At 40.3% G+C, this 20,220-nt stretch carries 19 protein-coding genes and 5 tRNA genes; 13 read left to right on the top strand and 11 right to left on the bottom strand.

Features of this window, described 5'->3' with window-relative positions:
- The 4 genes from RDV53_RS00360 to metC all read right to left on the bottom strand — a co-directional run bounded on the left by RDV53_RS00360 (position 1) and on the right by metC (position 5,744).
- The gene (locus tag RDV53_RS00360) at positions 1-2,241 is read right to left on the bottom strand and encodes a TonB-dependent receptor plug domain-containing protein (RefSeq protein WP_295659630.1); all 2,241 of its coding nucleotides are present in this window, start codon (positions 2,239-2,241) and stop codon (positions 1-3) included.
- A gap of 285 nt (positions 2,242-2,526) precedes the next feature.
- Positions 2,527-3,033: a DUF2301 domain-containing membrane protein gene (locus tag RDV53_RS00365; RefSeq protein WP_005696444.1), complete on the bottom strand. Its 507-nt coding sequence runs from the start codon at positions 3,031-3,033 to the stop codon at positions 2,527-2,529.
- A gap of 73 nt (positions 3,034-3,106) precedes the next feature.
- A complete protein-coding gene (gene mpl / locus RDV53_RS00370; RefSeq protein WP_005696445.1) occupies positions 3,107-4,462 on the bottom strand; it encodes a UDP-N-acetylmuramate:L-alanyl-gamma-D-glutamyl-meso-diaminopimelate ligase in 1,356 nt (451 codons plus the stop codon).
- Between the two features lie 91 nt (positions 4,463-4,553).
- Positions 4,554-5,744, bottom strand: coding sequence for a cystathionine beta-lyase (metC, locus tag RDV53_RS00375; protein WP_005696446.1), 1,191 nt, complete (start codon positions 5,742-5,744; stop codon positions 4,554-4,556).
- Between the two features lie 141 nt (positions 5,745-5,885).
- On the opposite strand from metC, the gene RDV53_RS00380 reads away from it, so the two are divergent.
- The 5 genes from RDV53_RS00380 to RDV53_RS00400 all read left to right on the top strand — a co-directional run bounded on the left by RDV53_RS00380 (position 5,886) and on the right by RDV53_RS00400 (position 7,552).
- The gene (locus RDV53_RS00380; RefSeq protein ID WP_005697222.1) at positions 5,886-6,488 is read left to right on the top strand and encodes a peroxiredoxin C; all 603 of its coding nucleotides are present in this window, start codon (positions 5,886-5,888) and stop codon (positions 6,486-6,488) included.
- A gap of 90 nt (positions 6,489-6,578) precedes the next feature.
- The gene (gene pgsA / locus RDV53_RS00385) at positions 6,579-7,136 is read left to right on the top strand and encodes a CDP-diacylglycerol--glycerol-3-phosphate 3-phosphatidyltransferase (RefSeq protein ID WP_005696448.1); all 558 of its coding nucleotides are present in this window, start codon (positions 6,579-6,581) and stop codon (positions 7,134-7,136) included.
- Between the two features lie 155 nt (positions 7,137-7,291).
- A tRNA-Gly gene (locus RDV53_RS00390) sits at positions 7,292-7,367 on the top strand.
- A gap of 4 nt (positions 7,368-7,371) precedes the next feature.
- A tRNA-Leu gene (locus RDV53_RS00395) sits at positions 7,372-7,458 on the top strand.
- An 18-nt stretch (positions 7,459-7,476) separates the two neighbouring features.
- Positions 7,477-7,552: transfer RNA gene (locus RDV53_RS00400), tRNA-Lys, on the top strand.
- 136 nt (positions 7,553-7,688) lie between these two features.
- On the opposite strand, the gene miaB is transcribed toward RDV53_RS00400, so the two are convergent.
- From miaB to RDV53_RS00430, 6 genes are all read right to left on the bottom strand, one after another.
- Positions 7,689-9,113 carry a tRNA (N6-isopentenyl adenosine(37)-C2)-methylthiotransferase MiaB gene (gene miaB / locus RDV53_RS00405; protein WP_005696449.1) on the bottom strand — a complete coding sequence of 475 codons (1,425 nt, stop codon included), beginning with the start codon at positions 9,111-9,113 and terminating at the stop codon, positions 7,689-7,691.
- A gap of 151 nt (positions 9,114-9,264) precedes the next feature.
- Complete coding sequence (gene cpdA, locus RDV53_RS00410; protein ID WP_005696450.1) at positions 9,265-10,089, bottom strand: 3',5'-cyclic-AMP phosphodiesterase; 825 nt, start codon at positions 10,087-10,089, stop codon at positions 9,265-9,267.
- A 7-nt stretch (positions 10,090-10,096) separates the two neighbouring features.
- Positions 10,097-10,720: an ADP-ribose diphosphatase gene (gene nudF, locus RDV53_RS00415; RefSeq protein ID WP_005696452.1), complete on the bottom strand. Its 624-nt coding sequence runs from the start codon at positions 10,718-10,720 to the stop codon at positions 10,097-10,099.
- Positions 10,721-10,880: 160 nt separating this feature from the next.
- A complete protein-coding gene (xseA, locus tag RDV53_RS00420) occupies positions 10,881-12,200 on the bottom strand; it encodes an exodeoxyribonuclease VII large subunit (protein ID WP_005696453.1) in 1,320 nt (439 codons plus the stop codon).
- Positions 12,200-13,411: a ribosomal protein uL16 3-hydroxylase gene (locus RDV53_RS00425; RefSeq protein WP_005696454.1), complete on the bottom strand. Its 1,212-nt coding sequence runs from the start codon at positions 13,409-13,411 to the stop codon at positions 12,200-12,202. The genes xseA and RDV53_RS00425 overlap by 1 nt, the downstream gene beginning before the upstream one ends.
- 3 nt (positions 13,412-13,414) lie before the next feature.
- Complete coding sequence (locus RDV53_RS00430) at positions 13,415-13,741, bottom strand: RnfH family protein (RefSeq protein ID WP_005696455.1); 327 nt, start codon at positions 13,739-13,741, stop codon at positions 13,415-13,417.
- 81 nt (positions 13,742-13,822) lie between these two features.
- On the opposite strand from RDV53_RS00430, the gene RDV53_RS00435 reads away from it, so the two are divergent.
- The 4 genes from RDV53_RS00435 (at position 13,823) to tesB (ending at position 16,961) form a co-directional block, all read left to right on the top strand.
- The gene (locus RDV53_RS00435; RefSeq protein ID WP_005696457.1) at positions 13,823-14,239 is read left to right on the top strand and encodes an EamA family transporter; all 417 of its coding nucleotides are present in this window, start codon (positions 13,823-13,825) and stop codon (positions 14,237-14,239) included.
- 60 nt (positions 14,240-14,299) lie between these two features.
- Complete coding sequence (pth, locus tag RDV53_RS00440) at positions 14,300-14,884, top strand: aminoacyl-tRNA hydrolase (RefSeq protein WP_005696458.1); 585 nt, start codon at positions 14,300-14,302, stop codon at positions 14,882-14,884.
- A 67-nt stretch (positions 14,885-14,951) separates the two neighbouring features.
- Complete coding sequence (gene ychF, locus RDV53_RS00445) at positions 14,952-16,043, top strand: redox-regulated ATPase YchF (RefSeq protein ID WP_005696459.1); 1,092 nt, start codon at positions 14,952-14,954, stop codon at positions 16,041-16,043.
- 57 nt (positions 16,044-16,100) lie between these two features.
- Positions 16,101-16,961: an acyl-CoA thioesterase II gene (tesB, locus tag RDV53_RS00450; protein WP_005696460.1), complete on the top strand. Its 861-nt coding sequence runs from the start codon at positions 16,101-16,103 to the stop codon at positions 16,959-16,961.
- Positions 16,962-16,985: 24 nt separating this feature from the next.
- Here tesB and rnhA read toward each other — a convergent pair whose 3' ends face one another.
- A complete protein-coding gene (gene rnhA, locus RDV53_RS00455; RefSeq protein WP_005696461.1) occupies positions 16,986-17,447 on the bottom strand; it encodes a ribonuclease HI in 462 nt (153 codons plus the stop codon).
- 59 nt (positions 17,448-17,506) lie between these two features.
- Here rnhA and dnaQ point away from each other — a divergent pair, with 59 nt between their 5' ends.
- The 4 genes from dnaQ (at position 17,507) to der (ending at position 20,170) form a co-directional block, all read left to right on the top strand.
- Positions 17,507-18,268 carry a DNA polymerase III subunit epsilon gene (dnaQ, locus tag RDV53_RS00460; protein WP_005696462.1) on the top strand — a complete coding sequence of 254 codons (762 nt, stop codon included), beginning with the start codon at positions 17,507-17,509 and terminating at the stop codon, positions 18,266-18,268.
- 88 nt (positions 18,269-18,356) lie between these two features.
- Positions 18,357-18,433: transfer RNA gene (locus RDV53_RS00465), tRNA-Asp, on the top strand.
- Between the two features lie 27 nt (positions 18,434-18,460).
- Positions 18,461-18,537, top strand: a tRNA-Asp gene (locus RDV53_RS00470).
- A 112-nt stretch (positions 18,538-18,649) separates the two neighbouring features.
- Positions 18,650-20,170, top strand: a complete 1,521-nt coding sequence (der, locus tag RDV53_RS00475) for a ribosome biogenesis GTPase Der (RefSeq protein ID WP_005696463.1) — start codon at positions 18,650-18,652, stop codon at positions 20,168-20,170.
- Positions 20,171-20,220 lie beyond the last annotated feature (50 nt).

The raw sequence follows: 20,220 nt of genomic DNA on the forward strand, positions 1-20,220 counted from the left end.
TCATATAAATAATCTTCTTTCCCAGTTTGTGGATGTATTACTTTTTTTTTCTAACATTTCTTTTGTAATGCGTCCATCCTTAAGCGGAAAATGCTCAACAGAAAAATTACCGTATTCGTCCCGTTCCCAATAAATAGTTTGCGTTGCTGATTCATCCCATTGTGCATCGTTTTGGCCAAGTATGGCATGAGCCTCATTTTCTTCTTCTGTTGATTCTGTATAGCCATGTGCATAAATATAGTTAGATTGATTATTAACCCACTGTTCAAATTCGGATGAGTCATAGTCTGGTTTTGGATAAAGTTCTTCAAATTCATTATACAATTTTGTATATAATTTAGACTTTCTTTCATAGTTTAAATAGTTTTGCGTGAGTTCAGGACTAACTTGTTTTAACTTTTTCACGATAAATGGAATTCGTGATTCGGTTAATACCTCTTCCTGTTTTAAGTTTGCAATTTTTTCCTGCAAACCGCGATCTTTAGATTTGTAATGGGTATATTTCACCCCAGCAGTCAGTAATAACCAATCGGTTGGTGAATATTCAAATTTGAAGCCTGCATTAAATTCATTTCGGTTGCCTTTTCGATTTCCTGAACGAGCTGAGTTTGATACTCGGCAAATACCATGTAAATCGCCCTCCACACAAGTAAGATTTCCCCCTTCCGTTTTATCATCAGTGTCGTATTGATTAAATGCAGTAAGTTGATATTTATCCCAAAGCTCATAAACATTGGTACTGTCTAAAGTTTCACGACGGTAATTTGTCATAATGCTTAAACGAAGTTTTGGACTTAGTTCCGTGACATTGCTAAAGGTTATTCCCATATGATTATCACGGGCAAATTGCACTTGAGCGGGTTGAGTATTAAAAATCCCATCAATATTTTTAAATTTAGGATTTTTCATATATTCTTTTACTTTATTATGAAAAATTTCATAAACGCGATCTTGTGCGCGTTTACGTTCAGCAGGATCTTCTATCTGATCCAAATCATAAGCTTTATCACCGATCTCATCAGCCAGTTGGTGGTACGCTTCATTTCCAAGTGATTGCGTTTCATAATCGCTAAAAAGCACATCGCCAGGTGAGCCGCCCGATGTATTAGTTGCCGTATCATTTTTTACTGCCCAGACACCTATCTTTAAATCAAGCCATTTGTTATCCGGCGGGTTATAGGAAAACTCAACATTACCTGTTTTTTGTTTTACATCTGCTAGTGGCCATTGGGTGACGGTATTACGTGCAGAATAGTTATAGCCAAGTCGGGAAGGCATTATGTCACCATAATTTATTCGCGTGTCTCGGAAGTTCGCAGAAAGTGAAGCATGTTTATTAAAGTGGAATTTACCCTTTAATAACCAAGATCGGCTTTCATAAGATGTATTTGGTACTTCTTCACCCGGTTTATAAATTCGAGCAATGAGTGGAATATAAGGGTCATCGGAGTTTTTATCTAAATTAAGCGGGCCGGTTGTTCCTTCACCGTATTTTTTCCCTCCCCGTTTACCGGCAAAATAATTCCCTTTTTTACGATAAGCATACGCCCCTAAGACTTCATAACCATCATCTTTTGCTGCTAACGCCAAACGTACAGCATTATCGTGTAAAGGTTTATTTCTGCCTTTTTTTCGTGGGCTAATCCGATCATCATCTTTAAAATACAACGCCCATTCACCTAATTCGGCACGCCCATCTGGTGCAACAAGTCGATAATCCTGACCGATGGGAATACCTTCATAAGGACGAGCCTTAATGGAATTGTCGGCGGTCTCCGTTTTAAGTTCAATACCCCATTTTTGGCCCGGTTTGATAATATCGTCAGGATTTAAAGTGGTCATACGAATCGTGCCTGACGCCCCGGAGCGTAAAGTGCGGTCTAAATTAGGGCCTTTTTCCACATTCACTTCACTCACTAAGAATGGATCAAGATAGTTACGATTACTTACACCGGAATAACCGCGCCAAATGGTAATCGCCTGTTCAGTATCATCAACTAATACAGGAATCCGCCCTTGTCCCCAAGAACTACGAATAATAGGATCAATCGCACCTCCATTACGCGCATCGCCACTATAGACGCCTGTAATACCACTTAATAAATCAGATACAGATTGAGAATGATAAGTTTCAATTTCTTTTTTGCTTTTATATTCAGTGACATTATTTTTACTATAAACCTCATCTTTACCTGCTAATGTCTTACTTTCTGCCGTTGCACTAACATTAATGGTTTCCAATTGATTTATTTCTTCCGCCTGGGCTCCTAAAGGGACTATCCCCATAAAGGAAAAAAGCAATAAAGTTACGGTAGTATAATTTTTGTTTGAGTCATCCATCTCTATCCCTCTTAATATAATAAAAATAATTATCATTATTATACGCGTGATGATTTTAAAAACCTATTAAATAACTCAGGTTTATATTAAAAATGAGAAGAAGATCACAATTTTAATTTTTGTAGAATACTCAAAAAAATAAAGGCACAATGTCATGAAACATTATGCCTTTATCCATCAATCTTATTAGATTTGATACTTTGTCTTATCGCCGATATCAAAGTGTAATGGCATTCGCCATTTTTGAACCGCAAGAATCAATAATAACCCGCCGACAATCAACGATAAAATTCGGGCAATCCAACTACCTTCAAATACCCAAGCAAGCCAAAGTGCAGCGACAAATGCGGGTTGTAAATTTAACAATGGTACTCTAAAACAGAAATATTCTTTAAAACATAAACTGCCAAGTGTTACCAGTGCCCCCCCCAGTGCCAATTCATGCCAACCTAAAAGCGCACATAATAGTGCAAGCCATGTAGCAAATTGGAATGTTAAGCGGTAATGTTTTAAATAGATATGAAGAGACGAAGCACAACAAGTTGCCGCAATCAACACGGCAATTTGAGCCTGTTGAGGATACCAAGTTAAAGCGAAAATACTAAATGCCGCAATAACAAAGCCTGTGCGATAAATAATGACAGTGAGTTTATCCCAAATATCCATTGGAGATTTAATATGTGGATCAGCCATGTGATTTCCTTATTTTTGATGATAAAAGTGCGGTTAAAAACACTCTCATTTCTGACCGCACTTTAAACCAAGATTATTTTAATCGATCTAAAATCTTTTGATGAATGCCACCAAAACTACCATTTGACATCACAAGAATGTGATCTGTTGGTTTCGCTTCAGCCACAATCATATCTACTAATTTATCAACATTTCCTGTGTAATGTGCCGGTTGCACACATTGTCCTGCAATTTCAGCCACATCCCATGGAATATTATCTGGTTGTAGCATAAATACGGCATCGGCACGTCCAAGTGCAGGTGCAATTTCATCTTTATGCACGCCCATTTTCATGGTGTTTGAACGAGGTTCTAATACCGCAAGAATACGTACACCTCCGCCTACTTTGTCACGCAACGCAGTGAGTGTTGCCAGAATGGCTTCTGGATGGTGAGCGAAGTCATCATAAACCGTAATCCCGTTTACTTCACCCTTCACTTCTAAACGACGTTTTGCATTGATAAAACTGCCTAATGCCTGACATGCATCTTCAATTTTGACGCCTGCATGGTAAGCGGCTGCAATCGCCATTAAAGCATTGTGCATATTATGCTGTCCGACAATATTCCATTTCACTTCAGCGACTTTTTCACCGTGATGGAATACGGCAAATTCAGAACAATCATTGGTAATACGTTCCGCAAACCATTCTTTACCTTTACCGATTAATTGCTGTTCTGACCAACATCCCATATTGAGGGTTTCTTTTACGCTCTGTTCATCTGCAAAAGAAAGAACGCGTCCTGTAGAAGGAATGGTTCGGATCATATGATGGAATTGACGCTGGATCGCGTGAAGATCATCGAAGATGTCCGCATGATCGAAGCTGATATTGTTTATAATCAAGGTTTTCGGATTGTAATGTACAAATTTAGAACGTTTATCAAAGAACGCCGTATCATACTCATCCGCTTCAATCACGAAGAACTCACTCTCCCCTAAACGAGCAGAGGTACCAAAATTCCCTGCAATACCACCGATTAGAAAACCTGGTTTTAGCCCATTTTGTTCTAAAATCCAAGTCAACATGCCCGTTGTTGTGGTTTTACCATGTGTACCTGAAACCGCTAATACCCAACGATTACGTAACAAATGGTCGTGTAACCATTGCGGACCTGATGTGTAAGGCAAGGCATTATCTAAAACATATTCCACGCAAGAATTACCACGCTTCATGGCATTTCCAACAATCACCATATCTGGCGCAGGTTGAAGTTGAGCCACATCATAATTAGGAATAATTTCAATGCCCTGCTCTTGCAAAAAAGTACTCATTGGTGGGTAAATATTGGTATCAGAGCCCGTGACTTTATAGCCCATTTGTTTGGCAATCATTGCAACACCGCCCATAAAGGTACCGCAGATGCCTAAAATATGAATATGTTTCATTGTTCTTCTCTAGTTGCTAAAAATGCTGACTATGATAAATCAACTCAAAGATTGAGTAAATAAGGGCTGTTTACATAAACAGCCCTCTTTCTTATTTGATTCGGTCAAAGCCCGCTTGTAGATCGGCAATTAATTCATCAGTGTCTTCAAATCCAATATGTACTCGAATTAATGACCCCGTTAATTTACGCTCAATACCTGGGCGAATTTTCGCAATTTCTTCTGGTTGATTGCATAAAATGAGCGACTCAAACCCACCCCAAGAATAAGCCATCGTGAACAGATCAAAGTTATCCATAAAGGCAGAAATCTCTTCGTCATTTAAACGTTTATGTAATTCGAAAGAGAATAAACCGCTTGCCCCCGTAAAATCACGTTTAAAGTTTTCATGACCAGGACAGCTTGGTAACGCAGGATGATACACTGCTTTAACTTGTGGTTGTTCACTTAACCATTTGGCCACTTTTAAACTACTTTCGTGATGTTGTTTTAATCGCACACCTAAGGTCCGAATACCACGAGCCGTCGTATAAGCGGAATCGGCATCGACCATTTGTCCCATTAAATAGGAATGCTCGCGCAGTTTATCCCAAGCCCGTGCATTAGCCACAGCACTACCAATCATAACATCAGAATGCCCCACTAAATATTTCGTTCCTGCTTGAATAGAGATATCAATACCGTGTTCTAACGCTTTGAATAGTACGCCTCCCGCCCATGTATTATCGATCATAATGACGATTTCAGGGCTCACGGCTCGAACCGCTTTAACAATCGCAGGAATATCTGGCACTTCCATTGTTAAAGAACTTGGTGACTCTAAAAATAAGACTTTGGTATTTGGTTGCACGAGTTTGGCAACATCTGTACCTATCATGGGATCATAATAGGTCGTATCAATATGCATTTTTTTCAAAATTACATTGCAAAAATCTTGTGTCGGCTCATAGGCTGCACCTGTCATTAAAACGTGATCACCCGTTTCTACAAATGATAAAATGGCATTGGTTACCGCTGCAGCACCACAAGGATAAAGATAACAGCCAGCGCCCCCTTCCATTTCACACATTAAATCTTGAAGCGCAAAATGCGTTAACGTGCCACGACGCCCGTAGAAAAGCTCTCCCTTATAACGATTTTTTGTGCAATGTTTTTTATCTGCAATAGTCTCAAATACTAAAGAAGATGCACGCTGAATCACGGGGTTTACAGCCCCTTGAGTAAAACGTTTTTTACGTCCGGCATGAACCAGTGTGGTTGATAAAGTATAATGTTCTGACATATATTTCACCTATAACTTAGACAATATTAATTAATTCAATAGATAAAAACAGCTGTTAAAATGCGGTCAATTTTTTTAGAATAGTGACCGAGTTTTTGCGTTAGCAAAATTTTTATTAACATTTATATAGGAATTATGACTATGGTATTAGTAACTCGTCAAGCTCCAGATTTTACTTCTTCTGCAGTTTTAGGCAATGGTGAAATCGTTAACAACTTCAATTTCAAAAAACACGTTAATGGTAAAGCTGCGGTATTATTCTTCTACCCATTAGACTTTACTTTCGTTTGCCCATCTGAATTAATCGCATTCGACCACCGTTATGAAGAATTCAAAAAACGTGGTGTTGAAGTGGTTGGTGTATCTATTGACTCAGAATTCACTCACAACGCATGGCGTAATACCCCAACTGAAAACGGCGGTATCGGTGCAGTTAAATATGCATTAGCAGCTGACGTTAAACACGAAATCGCTCAAGCATACGGTATTGAGCATCCAGAAGCTGGTGTTGCATTACGTGCTTCATTCTTAATTGACAAAAACGGGGTTGTTCGTCACCAAATCGTAAACGACTTACCATTAGGTCGTAACATCGATGAAATGTTACGTATGGTAGATGCGTTACAATTCCACGAAGAACACGGTGAAGTTTGCCCAGCTCAATGGGAAAAAGGCAAAGAAGGTATGAAAGACAGCCCTGAAGGTGTTGCTAAATACTTGAAACAAAACGCTGACAAACTTTAATTTTTAAGAAAAAGCCACATTAAGTGGCTTTTTTTATTTTTGTAGATCCTTTAAAATGAACATATCTTTAACCAAAGTGCGGTTATTTTTATGAAATATAATATTCCTATTTTCCTGACGATTCTCCGAGTGATTTTAATTCCATTCTTCGTCTTGGCGTTTTATTTGCCTATCCCTTCCGCGCCTTTTATTACCACTCTTATTTTCTTTATCGCAGGTGTCACCGACTGGTTTGATGGCTATCTTGCTCGAAAATTAAAACAAACAACTCGCTTCGGTGCTTTCCTTGATCCTGTAGCTGATAAAGTGATGGTTATTACTGCCCTTGTGTTAATCGTGGAATATCAACATTCTTTCTGGATTACTATCCCCGCCATTATTATGATTTCACGTGAAATCATAATCTCCGCTTTACGTGAATGGATGGCTGAATTAGGTGAACGTAATAAAGTGGCCGTTTCATGGATGGGAAAAGTAAAAACCACCTCTCAAATGCTAGCTTTAGGTGGATTACTCTGGCGATATAACGTTTATATGGAAACCTTGGCAATCATACTACTCTACTTGGCAGCGATTTTAACAGTGTGGTCAATGCTCCAATACTTGAAAGCAGCGAAAGGTAGCTTGTTAGATAACATTGAATTATAGAATTGACTAAATTTTAAATAAAAGGTGCGGTTATTTTAATCGCACCTTTTGTTTTTGAATTATTTTTAACCAATCAAAAATTTTTTTTACGAATTTTATTTGACACAATAAGATAAATCCGTAAAATACGCCCCGTTGTTTGGCAACAAGCAAACGCGGGAATAGCTCAGTTGGTAGAGCACGACCTTGCCAAGGTCGGGGTCGCGAGTTCGAGCCTCGTTTCCCGCTCCAATTTGCCCGAGTGGTGGAATCGGTAGACACAAGGGATTTAAAATCCCTCGCCTTTCGAGGCGTGCCAGTTCAAGTCTGGCTTCGGGCACCATTTCAAAATCATACCAGTGGGTCGTTAGCTCAGTCGGTAGAGCAGCGGACTTTTAATCCGTTGGTCGAAGGTTCGAATCCTTCACGACCCACCACTTTAAATCAGCACCTTAACGGGTGTTTTTTTTATGCCTAAAATTTAGGATAAAGACTTTCCTACTCTCTTTTTCTAAAAACATATAAAAAAATAACCGCACTTTCGTACGGTTACTTATCTATATTCTAAAATGATTAGCCGTGATAACGTCCTACGCCTAATTCATCTTCTTTACGAGTTCGGTTCATCACCTCTTGTGGTGATTGTGCAATACGTAATCCCATTTGATCTTCTGTACGCACTACTTCACCACGTAGAGAGTTAGTATAAACATCAGTAATCTTGATATCGACAAACTTACCAATCATATCTGGTGAGCCTTGGAAATTAACAATACGGTTGTTTTCAGTACGTCCTGTTAATTCCATAATATCTTTCTTAGACGGCCCTTCTACCAATACACGTTGCTCTGTACCAAGCATACGGCGACTATATTGTGCAGCTTGTTGGTTGATACGCTCTTGTAAAAGATAGAGACGTTGTTTTTTCTCTTCTTCAGAGACATCATCTGGCATATCGGCAGCGGGTGTACCTGGACGCGCAGAATAAATAAAGCTAAAGCTCATATCAAAATTCACTTGTGCGATCAGGTTCATTGTTTGTTCAAACTCTTCCTTGGTTTCACCTGGGAAGCCCACAATGAAATCTGAGCTGATTTGAATATTTGGACGCACCGCACGTAATTTACGAATGATAGATTTATATTCTAACGCGGTATGACCCCGTTTCATCATCGTTAAAATACGGTCTGAACCAGCTTGTACTGGTAAGTGTACGAAGTCTACCAACTCAGGCGTATCACGATACACATCAATAATATCATCAGTAAATTCGATTGGGTGGCTGGTGGTAAAACGCAAACGGTCGATACCATCAATGGATGCCACTAAACGTAATAATTCCGCAAATGTACAAATACCACCATCAAATGTCGGGCCACGATATGCGTTTACGTTTTGGCCTAATAAATTAATTTCACGTACACCTTGATCAGCCAACTGCGCAATTTCAAATAATACATCATCAACAGGACGGCTCACTTCTTCACCACGGGTATAAGGCACCACACAGTAAGTACAATATTTATTACAGCCTTCCATAATGGACACAAACGCAGTTGGGCCTTCTGCACGAGGTTCCGGTAAACGGTCAAATTTCTCAATCTCAGGGAAACTCACATCCACCACCGAACTTTTACCGCCACGAATTTGATTAATCATTTCTGGTAAGCGATGTAAAGTTTGCGGACCAAATACGATATCCACGTAAGGTGCACGATGACGAATATGTTCACCTTCTTGTGAAGCCACACAACCGCCCACACCAATCACTAAGTTTGGATTTTGTTTTTTTAATTCTTTCCAACGACCTAACTGATGGAACACTTTTTCTTGTGCTTTTTCACGGATAGAACAGGTGTTAAGAAGTAACACATCTGCTTCTTCTGGAATATCAGTTAATTCCAAACCATGTGTATTTAAGAGAAGATCGGCCATTTTTGATGAATCATACTCATTCATCTGACAGCCCCATGTTTTAATATGTAATTTTTGCGTCATATTGCTTAAAAAATAAAGATTAGTAAAAAGATAAAATCGGTCGGCTATTGTACAGATTTGTGGGAATTCTGGCTAGTGTAAAATGGACTTTTACCCATTTCGGTATAGAAAAAGTGCGGTTAAAATCACCTGAATTTTAACCGCACTTTGTTTAGTATCCTTCTTCCTCCATATTCGGTAGGAATATTTTTTGTTTGATTCGTTTCACTCTCGTTTCAATTCGTCCATCTGGATGTAGCTCAATTTCACGCCAACCTGGTTGTAAGGTATCTAAAGCAAAATGGTTGCTGTCCGGCTTAAATTGAATACAAGTCGCCGGTGTTGCCATGGTTTGATAACCTTGCCAATAGCCATCGACTTCTTGATGAATATGCCCGTATAAAATCCCTTTTACATTGTTGAATTGAGCAAGAACAACTGAAAATTCATGAGCATTACGTAAATTATGCTGATCAAGCCATGCTGAATTTGTTGGCAATAAATGGTGGTGTAATACAACCAAGCTATGACGTGCTGGATTTTCAGCTAATTTTGTTTTTAACCAATCTAACTGATAAGGGCTCAATTCGCCATGAGGCACACCGAAAACTTGGCTATCTAACAAAATTACCTGCCAATGTTTACCTAAAAGTAAATGTTTTGACGCATTAATAGGCGATTGGCTTAAATGCTCTGCCATTTTAGGTTGGAAATCATGGTTACCCGGAAGCCAAAATACCCATTTATTTAACGGTTTAACCATTTCAACAAATCGCAGATAGCCTTCGTCGCTACTATCTTGTACCAAATCCCCTGTTGCAAGCACAACATCGTACTCAAAAGACTCTAACTGAATTTCTTTTAACACCTGAGAAAAACTTTCGTGCGTGTTGATACCTAATAAGTCTTTGCTTGTATCTTTAAACAAATGAGGATCGGTAATTTGTAATAATTTAACAACTTCACTCGCAGGTTCGTATTCAAATCTATTGTTCATGGGACTCCTATTGCCAGCGTTGCTGCAATTGGGCGTAATTTAATTGAAGCCATTGCAAGCCCATTACTGCAATGCCATTATCAATTTTTCCTTCACACATCCATTGATAGGCTTGTTCACGTTTCACCACATGAACACGAATGTCTTCATTCTCTTCAGCTAAACCATGAAGTCCCTTGGCTTGCGAGCTATCTACTCGACCGACAAACAAATGAATACGTTCGACGACACCACCCGGGCTATCCCACACGCTTAAACAATGTGTGAGATCTTGAACGGATACGCCTGCTTCCTCTTCACTTTCACGCAAAGCGACTTCTTCAGGTTGTTCACCCTCTTCTACCATCCCGGCGATCAATTCTAATAACCAAGGGGAACGAGCTGATTCAGGTTGATATGCACCAATACGTACTTGTTCCACTAAAACCACCGAATCTTCTTTCGGATCGTAAGCTATCACGGCAGAGGCGGCACCTTTTACCAACAACTCTCGTGTTACGATACCACTTTCGCCACCGGCAAAAAGCTTGTGTTTGAACTGTACTTTCTTAAGTGTAAAAAAACCTTTATAAACAGTTTCTTCATTAAGAACTTCAATATCATGCTGACTAAACTGTTGAATTTCTGACATCGTAAATCTCCCAATACTGAGGTCGCATGATACTCTCATAGAAAAATAAAAAAAACCAAACCGCCCGTGTTTTTGTCGAAACTTTGAAGCTGGTCACAAAAAAAGAAAACCTATGATGATTTCTTATTCATCATAGGTTTACATTAAACATTTATTTAAATTAACAAACGCGGCTGGTAATTTCCCCATCAGCTACCTTCGTTTTAATGGTGTCGCCTGTTTTGACTTGTTTCACACTCACAATAGCATGTCCTTTGACATCTTCTGCGATGGAATATCCTCGTGCTAATACTTTTAATGGACTTAATCCATCTAACTTGCCACACAATGTTGCCAATTTATTTTGACGTTCCGTGACTTGACGATTCGCCCCTAAATTTAACCGCACTTGTAACTGAGCTAAATATTGGGATTGTTTTTGCAACCGATAAGGCAACGGATTTTGTTTTAAGCGTGCTGAAAGTGCGGTCAATTTTTGCTGCGTTTTATCCATTTGACGTTGCATCGCCAAGACCAAACGATGATGTAATTGCTCCGTTCTAGCTTTTTGCATCAACAATTGATTTTGCGGATGTTGATTTTGCAGGCGTAAACGTAACTGTTGTAAACGTTGTTGTTGATGACTAAAAATACGATCTAACGCCATCTCCAATCGCTGTTGCTTATAAGCTAACTGTTGAAGTAATTCCTGCTGATTGCGACTCACTAACTCTGCCGCTGCAGACGGTGTCGGTGCTCGTAAATCAGCTACAAAATCGGCAATGGTAACATCCGTTTCGTGACCGACTGCACTGATAATCGGTAAATTAGAACGGAATATAGCACGCGCGACTTCTTCTTCATTAAAGCACCAAAGATCTTCTAAGGAACCACCACCACGGCCGACAATCAATACATCCACTTCTTGACGAGCATTAGCGAGTTCGATCATTTGGACGATTTCAGCCGTTGCTTCTTTGCCTTGCACTGCCGTTGGGTAAATCACAACCTTTAAACTGGGATCGCGGCGAGCCAAAATATGTAAAATATCCTGCAACGCTGCGCCAGTCGAAGAGGTAACAATCCCCACCGCTTTAGCAAAGTCCGGTAAGCTTTTCTTCAAATTTTGTGCAAACAACCCTTCAGCCGCCAATTTCATTTTTAACGCTTCAAATTGCTGTTGCAACAAGCCTTCACCCGCAGGGTGCATAGATTCGATAATCAGCTGATAATCACCGCGAGGCTCATATAAACTGACATTTGCCCGCACCAAGACCTGCATACCATTTTGCGGACGAAATCCCACCCGCAAATTTTTCATGCGGAACATCGCGCCACGCACTTGGGCATTCTCATCTTTTAAGGTCAAATACCAATGTCCCGACACCGGTTGGGTGAAATTAGAAATCTCCCCTGTAAGCCAAATCTGTGAAAAATGCCCTTCTAGCATTTGGCGGGCAGCGCTGTTCAGTTGGGAAACGGAGTAAATGTTTTCAGACATTATTCAATCAACACCCAACCGTCATCTAGCCAGTTACAAATCGAATCAAGTAATAATTCCATTGTACTTTCAGGATCTTCCGTATCATTCACTAAATTATTTAAGAATGCCCAATCTAGCGCTTCACCATCAGAAAGGCGTTTCAACACTTCCGCTTCAATAACATTCACTTCATCCAACCATTCGCCATTCGCATAAATGCGGAGCGGATTTTCGGTGTAAAGTAATTTGCAGTTATTGTCCTGCATTAATACACCTTGTTCCTCTTCTAAAATTGACCGCACTTCGTCAGGATCGGACATTTCATCGGATACCAACATTTCATAACGACGTGAACTCACTGTGCCTGCTACTGCTTGTTTGAACAAGGCATCAAAGGCTTCTGACTCTGCCAATTTCGCTAAGAATTGCTTTTTCATTGCTTGAATATTTTCATCCGCCAATTTGCCCGTACTTTGCTCTGATTGCGTTAAGCGTAACGGTAATTGGAATTCGCTTAAATTCAATTCAGGATCTTGATGACAAAACGCTTTGTTCACGTTATCGAAAATGTCTGCTAAATTCGGGTAACGCAAACCAAAAGAAAAGGTCAAACAATCATCTTCTGCCACACCGTAATGCGACATACGAGCCGGAATATAAAGAATATCGCCTGGGTTCATCACTTCATCAATCACTAATTCGCCCATATCATCAAAAATACGAATCGGCTGATTCGGTTTGAATTCTGTAGAAGAATCACACCATTTGCCTAACTGCCAACGACGATGACCATAGCCTTGTACCAAGAATACATCATATTCGTCATAATGCTTACCTACAGAACCACCTTTAGGTGCATAGGACACCATAATATCGTCGCGTTGCCATTGTGGGATAAAGCCAAATTTATTCCAAAGCTGACCGAGTTCTGTGCTCCATTGTTCTAAATTTTGGACGAGCACCGACCATTTCTCGGGTACATCTGCAAAATCTTCTTCAGATAACGGACTGAAAAACACTTTCCAATTATCCTCTGAAAAGGTTTTTACTAAGCGAGCCGTCACTTCTTCGCCTTGTGCTAATTCGATAATATCCTCAGGCTCGAATTGTCCAACAATTTCAGGCAAACCATTACGAATAATCAATGGCTTTTTCTGCCAATAATCACGCAGGAAAATTTCAGGGGTAATGCCATCTGGCAGACAATATTGGTTGGAAAGTGCGGTCATTTTTTACTCCTTTTCCTGTTTTTCTTGTTGGGCTTTTTCTTGTGCTGCTTTGGCTTGCTCTGCTGCACGTTTACGACGAATTTCTTTAGGATCGGCTAATAATGGACGGTAAATTTCAATACGATCACCATCTTTTAATTGATCCGTTAATTTGGCTGGACGGGAATAAATCCCGACTTTATTCTCGCGCAAATCGATCTCGGTAAACTGTTGTAAAATGCCTGATTGTAAAATAGCCGTTTGGATCATCGTGCCTTCATCCACTTTGAAGGACTTCAAATAATAACGATCCGGCAAGGCATAGGCGATTTCAATATTAATTTGGTTCATGTCTTATTCTGTCTTGATGAGTTTTCCGTTATTATAGCGGAAAAGTGCGGTCAATATTAACGATAAAATCAGGAGTTCATCATGAATTGGGTATTTTTTGCCATTGGTTCAGCCTTTTTCGCTGGGCTTACCGCTATTTTAGGAAAATTAGGGGTTGAAGGCATTAACAGCAATCTTGCGACCTTTATCCGCACAATTGTGGTGTTACTCGTTACAGCGGGTATCATTAGCGCACGTAACGAATGGCAACTGCCACAACATATTGCAGCAAAACCGTTTACCTTTTTAATTCTTTCTGGTGTTGCCACGGGTCTATCTTGGCTTTGCTATTATCGCGCATTGCAAATGGCACCCGCCTCTTGGGTTGCGCCCATTGATAAACTCAGTGTCGTGATTGCCATTATTTTAGGTGTGGTATTGTTAGGCGAACCTTTAAGTATGAAATTAGTTATGGGAAGTCTATTAATTCTCTCAGGCGTTTTAGTCTTAGCCTTATAGATTGAGAAATTAGCCCTTTTTCGCTACAATACGCCACTATTTTTATTCAAGCAGAAAACTATGTCTGAAATTAAACTCATCGTGGGGCTGGGAAACCCTGGCGATAAATATGCGGAAACCCGCCACAATGCAGGTGAATGGCTGATTGAGCGTTTGGCTCGTCGCTTTAATGTTTCGCTTAATGCAGAAAATAAATTCTTCGGTTATGTAGGAAAAACACTGATTAACGGCAAAGAAGTCCGTTTTTTAGTGCCAACGACGTTTATGAATTTAAGTGGAAAAGCGGTAGGCGCACTTGCTAATTTTTATCGCATTAAACCAGAAGAAATTTTAGTGCTACACGATGAATTAGATTTACCGCCGGGCACCGTAAAATTAAAACAAGGTGGCGGACATGGCGGTCACAATGGTTTAAAAGATATCGTAGCTCAGCTTGGTAACAGCAATAATTTCTATCGTTTACGCATTGGCATTGGCCATCCTGGACACCGTGATTTAGTTTCAGGTTTTGTGCTTAACAAACCCGCGCCAGCAGAAAGAGAAGTACTCGATAAAGCGTTAGACGAAGCCACCGATTGCATTGAATTGCTTTTCAAAGAAGGTATGGTGAAAGCCACCAATCGCTTAAACAGTTTTAAAATTTAACTCAAAAGTGCGGTGAAAAAACACCATAAATTTTAACCGCACTTACGCTCACAATAAGGAAAACATCATGGGATTTAAATGTGGTATCGTTGGTTTGCCAAATGTCGGTAAATCTACCCTTTTTAATGCATTAACCAAAGCCGGTATCGAAGCGGCAAACTATCCGTTCTGTACAATCGAACCAAATACTGGGGTGGTACCAATGCCGGATCCGCGTTTAGATGCGTTAGCGGAAATTGTTAAACCTGAACGAGTTTTGCCAACCACTATGGAGTTTGTGGATATCGCTGGTTTGGTTGCGGGTGCAAGTAAAGGTGAAGGCTTAGGGAATAAATTCCTAGCTAATATCCGTGAAACGGATGCAATTGGTCATGTTGTTCGTTGTTTTGAAAATGATGACATCGTGCACGTTGCAGGTAAGATCGATCCATTAAGTGATATCGAAACCATCAATACCGAATTAGCACTAGCTGACTTAGACAGCTGCGAACGTGCAATCCAACGTTTACAAAAACGTGCAAAAGGTGGCGATAAAGACGCAAAATTTGAGCTATCTGTGATGGAAAAAATCCTTCCTGTACTTTCTGAAGCGGGCATGATTCGTTCTGTTGCGTTAGATAAAGATGAGTTATTAGCAATTAAAAGCTATAACTTCCTCACATTAAAACCAACCATGTACATTGCTAACGTGAATGAAGACGGTTTTGAAAATAACCCTTATTTAGACAAAGTACGTGAGTTTGCAAAAAAAGAAGGCTCTGTTGTGGTGCCTGTATGTGCGGCGATTGAAGCTGAAATTGCAGAGCTTGATGACGATGAAAAAATCGAATTCTTACAAGATCTTGGCATTGAAGAACCTGGCTTAAACCGTGTAATTCGTGCAGGTTATGCTTTATTAAATCTTCAAACCTACTTCACTGCGGGAGTGAAAGAAGTGCGCGCATGGACGGTTTCTGTTGGTGCAACCGCCCCTAAAGCAGCAGCCGTAATTCACACTGACTTTGAAAAAGGCTTCATCCGTGCAGAAGTGATTGCTTACGATGACTTCATCCAATTCAAAGGTGAAAACGGAGCAAAAGAAGCAGGTAAATGGCGCTTAGAAGGTAAAGACTACATCGTTCAAGATGGTGATGTCATGCACTTCCGCTTTAACGTATAAAAACGCTTCAGACCGCATAACTATGCGGTCTTTTTGTATTTATAAAAGGAAAAAACAATGTCAGATAAATTAAATCAGCTCATCGAATTGTTAAAATTAGAAAAAATTGATGATCTTATCTTTCGCGGAGCCTGTGAAGACTTAGGTTTCCGTCAAGTGTTTGGCGGTCAAGTAGTCGCTCAATCTCTGTCTGCTGCAATGCAGGTTGCCCCTCCTGAGCGTGTACTCCACTCTTGTCATGCTTACTTTTTAGCGCCTGGCGACAGTCAATACCCGATTATTTATGACGTGGAAACTTTACGTGAAGGACGTAACTTCTCTGCATTACGCGTAAAAGCCATTCAACATAAAAATGTGATTTGTCACGTCACCGCCTCATTTCAAGTACCCGAAGAAGGTTTTAACCATCAATCAGTCATGCCGCAAGTGCCGGGGCCAGAACAATGTATTGATGAGCACGAAATCATGTTAAAAGTGGCGCAAACTTTGCCTGAAAGTTTGAGTGAAAAATTTGCCCAAGAACGACCATTTCAGATTCATAGCCGATATTTGAACAATCCATTTGATGGCCGAGAACTGCCCCCCGAACAATATGCTTGGTTTAAAACCAATGGAGAAGCGCCACTAGATTTGCAGACTCAACAATGTCTCTTGGCCTATTTTTCTGATTTTCACTGTATTTTGACCGCACTTCACCCACATGGGAAAGGCTTTTTACAGAAAGGGATGAAAGTGGCCACGATCGACCACAGTATTTGGTTCCACCGTCCTTTCAATTTAAATAATTGGCATTTACATGCCATTGAAAGTAACAATGCTTTTGCGGGACGTGGTTTAGCGAGAGGGCAAATTTTTGCTGCAGATGGCACACTAATTGCCACCACACAGCAGGAAGGTTTAATTCGTTATCAAGAATAACCGCACTTTAAAATAAGGTGCAGACTACCCTTCGTAACCGATATCTTCGAAAGTTGGGTTTTCTGCGCCTTGTTTGGCTAATTCATCACAAATTTCATTTTCTCGATGTCCTGAATGGCCTTTCACCCACTGCCAGTCAATGTTATGGGTTTGAATCGCCTGATCTAATGCAATCCATAAATCCTGATTTTTTACCGCTTTTCCCGTACTCGCTTTCCAATTGTTTTTCTTCCAAGTGTAAATCCATTGTGTGATACCATTTTTCATATATTGGCTATCGCTATAAAGCGTCACATGGCAAGGTTCTTTTAAGCTATTTAAAGCCTCGATCACTGCTCGTAATTCCATGCGATTATTGGTGGTTTTAAAATACCCTTTTGAAATATGTTTTTCGTGCTGTTTATAGCGCAGGACAATCCCTATTCCCCCAGCGCCTGGATTGCCTAGGCAAGAGCCATCCGTAAAAATTTCAATCTGTTTTTGCATAACTAATTCGAGCTTGTGTAAAATAGACGGTATTTTAAAGGAAACAAATAGGTAGAACAATGATAAATCCGGATCGCCAAATTGTACTGGATACTGAAACCACCGGTATGAACCAAATTGGTGCGCATTACGAAGGACATTGCATTATTGAAATTGGCGCAGTGGAAATGATCAACCGTAAATATACGGGCAATAATTTTCACATTTATATTAAGCCGGATCGTTTGGTTGATCCTGATGCCATTAAAGTTCACGGTATTACGGATGAAATGCTGGCAGATAAACCAGATTTCAAAACGATTGCACAAGACTTTATTGAATACATTCGTGGTGCCGAACTGCTTATTCACAACGCCCCCTTCGACGTAGGCTTTATGGACTATGAATTCCGTAAACTTGGGTTAGATATCAAAACGACCGACATTTGCCTGGTCACCGATACGTTGCAAATGGCGCGCCAAATGTATCCAGGAAAACGGAATAGCTTAGATGCGTTGTGTGATCGTTTAGGCATTGATAACAGCAAACGCACACTCCACGGCGCGTTACTGGATGCGGAGATTTTAGCCGACGTTTATTTGTCCATGACTGGCGGTCAAACCAGCTTATTTGATGAAGAGCATGCAGATAGTTCGATTATCCAAACGACAGCCAATGTTCAAGATCTTCAAAGTGCGGTCAATTTTTCGCAAAATTTAAAAGTGTTACAACCCACTGATGATGAACTCCAAGCTCATTTAGATTTCATTAAATTGGTCAATAAAAAAAGCGATGGCAAATGTTTTTGGTCAATTCGTACGGGAAATGAAACCCCTCATTAATCGGTTATCTATTAATCAGATAAACATAAAAAAAGAAAAAAAAGATTGACGGTTCTAACGTTCATCATTATTATACCCAGCACTTAGCGGAGTGGTAGTTCAGCTGGTTAGAATACCTGCCTGTCACGCAGGGGGTCGCGGGTTCGAGTCCCGTCCATTCCGCCAATTTAAAACTTGTCTTAATATACTCACGGAGTGGTAGTTCAGCTGGTTAGAATACCTGCCTGTCACGCAGGGGGTCGCGGGTTCGAGTCCCGTCCATTCCGCCAATTAAGCCGAGATAATGAAGCACCTGAAGGTGCTTTTTTTATGCCCGAATTTTACCTGCCAGCCAACATTCGCTATAATTAACCAAATTTACACTTTACAGAGATATTTTTTATGACAACTCCTGTCGTTGCCTTAGTGGGTCGCCCAAACGTAGGCAAATCCACCCTATTCAACCGTTTAACCCGTACTCGTGATGCGCTTGTTGCTGACTTCCCTGGTTTAACTCGAGATCGTAAATACGGCCATGCCAATATTTCTGGCTATGATTTTATTGTGATCGATACCGGCGGTATTGATGGCACAGAAGAAGGCGTTGAAGAAAAAATGGCGGAACAATCCTTATTAGCGATTGAAGAAGCCGATGTAGTGCTTTTCTTAGTGGATGCGCGCGCAGGTTTAACGGCAGCAGACATTGGTATTGCCAATTACTTACGCCAACGTACGAATAAAACAACCGTCGTGGTGGCGAATAAAACTGACGGTATTGATGCAGACTCACACTGTGCAGAATTCTATCAATTAGGCTTAGGTAAAATTGAACAAATTGCGGCATCACAAGGTCGTGGCGTGACTCAATTAATGGAGCAAGTACTTGCCCCTTTAGCGGAAAAATTACAAGAAAACGAAGCAGAAAATGACCGCACTTCTGATGAAGAAGAAAAAGATGAATGGGATCACGAATTTGACTTCGATTCAGAGGAAGATACGTCATTAATTGATGACGCATTAGACGAAGAACTTGAAGAAGAACAAGATAAAAATATTAAAATTGCGATTGTAGGCCGTCCAAACGTCGGTAAATCCACATTAACCAATCGTATTTTAGGTGAAGATCGCGTGGTCGTTTACGATATGCCAGGCACAACACGCGATAGTATCTACATTCCGATGGAACGCGATGGGCAACAATACACCTTGATTGATACAGCGGGTGTGCGTAAACGTGGAAAAGTACATTTAGCCGTTGAGAAATTCTCTGTCATCAAAACATTACAAGCGATTCAAGATGCAAACGTGGTGTTACTCACAATTGATGCGCGTGAAAACATTTCAGACCAAGATCTCTCTCTACTTGGCTTTATCTTAAATACAGGACGCTCACTCGTGATCGTCGTGAATAAATGGGACGGCTTAGATCAAGATGTGAAAGATCGCGTCAAATCTGAATTAGATCGCCGTCTTGATTTCATCGACTTTGCCCGTGTGCATTTTATTTCTGCTTTACACGGCAGTGGCGTGGGGAATCTTTTTGATTCGATTAAAGAAGCTTATGCTTGTGCGACACAAAAAATGACGACGTCCCTTCTCACCCGAATCTTACAAATGGCAACGGATGAGCACCAACCACCAATGATTGGCGGTCGTCGTATTAAATTAAAATATGCTCACCCAGGTGGTTATAACCCACCAATTATCGTGGTGCATGGTAACCAAATGGATAAATTACCGGATTCGTACAAACGTTATTTATCTAATTATTATCGTAAGAGTTTGAAAATTATTGGTTCGCCAATTCGCTTGCTATTCCAAGAAGGTTCAAACCCATTCGCGGGTAGAAAAAATAAACTCACACCAAACCAATTACGTAAACGTAAACGCTTAATGAAGTTTATCAAAAAAGCGAAACGCTAATATCAAAAAAGCGAAACGCTAATCTTAACAAACAAAGAGCGGTCAAAAAT

Origin of the sequence: Haemophilus parainfluenzae ATCC 33392 (assembly GCF_031191205.1) — a bacterium.
Taxonomy (GTDB): Bacteria; Pseudomonadota; Gammaproteobacteria; order Enterobacterales; family Pasteurellaceae; genus Haemophilus_D; species Haemophilus_D parainfluenzae.